We start from the raw sequence: 1623 nt of genomic DNA, 5'->3' as shown, positions 1-1623 counted from the left end.
CCGCACGGCGGGTAGGGGTCGGCCCGGTGGCCGGCCGGCTCGGCGGTGGTCTGCGCGCACAGCATGCCCTGCGCGTACGACAGTCCGGCCTTGCGCAGCGCCGGGTCGCCGACGTTGGTCCGCGCCCAGGTGATCCACTCCTCGTAGCCGTCGATGAGGCCCGAGACGACGTCGAGCTCCTGGCGCTGGGCCTCGCCGAAGGCGCCGCCGCGGGAGAGGCGGGCGAGGTCCTGGGCGGCGGCGCCGGTGCGGGCGGCGTAGCGCGGGCCGAGGCCGGAGAGTTCCACGGCGGTGCCCGCGTCGAGACTGACCTCGGCCTCCCGCTGGGCGATCCGCAGGGAGATGCGCGCGTCCGCCAAGTCGCCGAGGGCCGGAGCGAGTTGGGTGCGGACGTAGGCGGAGTCGTCGCGTACGTCGGCGTAGGCCCAGCCGAGCGTGGCGAAGCCGATGACCGCGAGCAGCGGGAGGGCGATCAGCCGGTCGCGCAGGTAGGTGCGGTTGCGGGTGCGTCCGGTCGGCGGCCACAGCAGGCGGCGCAGGGCGGGCACCCAGGGGGGTGCGGGCGGCCGCCTCATCCGTACCGCCGCAGCAGCGGCCGGAACAGGGCGGACAGCGGGCGCCGCTCCCGCAGGTGGCGCAGGGCCAGGGGGCGTACCAAGTAGGCGCGGTCCAGGAGTCGTTCGGCGATCTCGTCGGCGTGCGGGAGGTCGGCCGAGCGGGCTGCCTGGCGGGCGAGGAGGAGGTAGAAGCCGGACAGGTCCTTGCCCAACTCCCGTTCCTGGAAAGGGAAGGCGAGGCGGGCGGCAGCGTCGCGGGCCTCGTCGTCGCGGGCTGCGGCGTCCCGGGCCAGGTGCTGGAGGTCGGCCGGGCCGAGGATGCCGCCCGCCATGAGCCGCTGGGCCGCCTCCCACACCTCGGCCTTCATGCGGACGCGGGCCTGTTCGTCGGTGAGGCCGTGCTCGTTGAAGAGGCGGGCGAGGCGGACCAGGGCGGTGCCCAGGGTGTCGGTGCAGGCGGCGTACTCGACGGCGATCCGGACCGTCGCGGTGCGGGCCGCCGTGCGGTGCCGGGAGTGCTGCGGCACCGCGTCGAGGGCCTCGATGGCGGCGCTGCACGCCCGCGGGCCGCCGAGCGCGAGCAGGGTCCGTGCGGCGCCGAACGCGGCGCTGCCGAGCGAGGGATTGCGCAGCCGAACGGCCTCGTAGAGGGTGAGCGCCTCATGGTGGCGGCCGAGCCGCTCGGCGCAATGGCCGAGGGCGAGCTTGGGCGCGTACTCGCCGGGGATGGCGCCGTAGACCTGGTCGAAGTGGTCGCGGGCGGAGCCGACGTCGTCGCGGGCGAGCGAGACGAGGCCCTGGTGCCAGTCGATGCGCCAGTCGTAGCGGGCCCGGTCGCGGCCGATCGCGTCGGCGGCGGCGCCCAGCTCCTGCTCGGCGAGCTTCAGGCCCGCGTCGTCCAGGTCGGTGCGCAGCGCGACCCGCAGCCGCAGCCGGCAGCGCAGCAGGTGCACTTCGGGGGAGGCGCGCCAGTCGGCGGTGTTCTGCAGCAGCGCGGCCGGATCGGCGTCGGCGAGGCGGCTCAGTTCGGCGTGGTGGGCGTCGTGCGGGTCGGGCCGGGGGACCG

The 1623-nt window shown here is 76.3% G+C and carries 1 protein-coding gene and 1 pseudogene; both read right to left on the bottom strand.

What is annotated here, in order from left to right:
- Positions 1 to 575: pseudogene (locus G3I40_RS21700) on the bottom strand (hypothetical protein); the annotation flags it as partial.
- On the bottom strand, positions 572 to 1623 hold a 1052-nt coding region (locus G3I40_RS21695), incomplete at its 5' end, for a tetratricopeptide repeat protein (RefSeq protein WP_275410209.1). The pseudogene G3I40_RS21700 and the gene G3I40_RS21695, both read right to left, overlap by 4 nt.

The organism is Streptomyces sp. SID14478 (genome assembly GCF_010548525.1).
Lineage (GTDB): Bacteria > Actinomycetota > Actinomycetes > Streptomycetales > Streptomycetaceae > Streptomyces.
The sequence above is the reverse complement of the archived record's forward strand: the minus strand, read 5'-3'. Positions and strand labels throughout refer to the sequence as shown.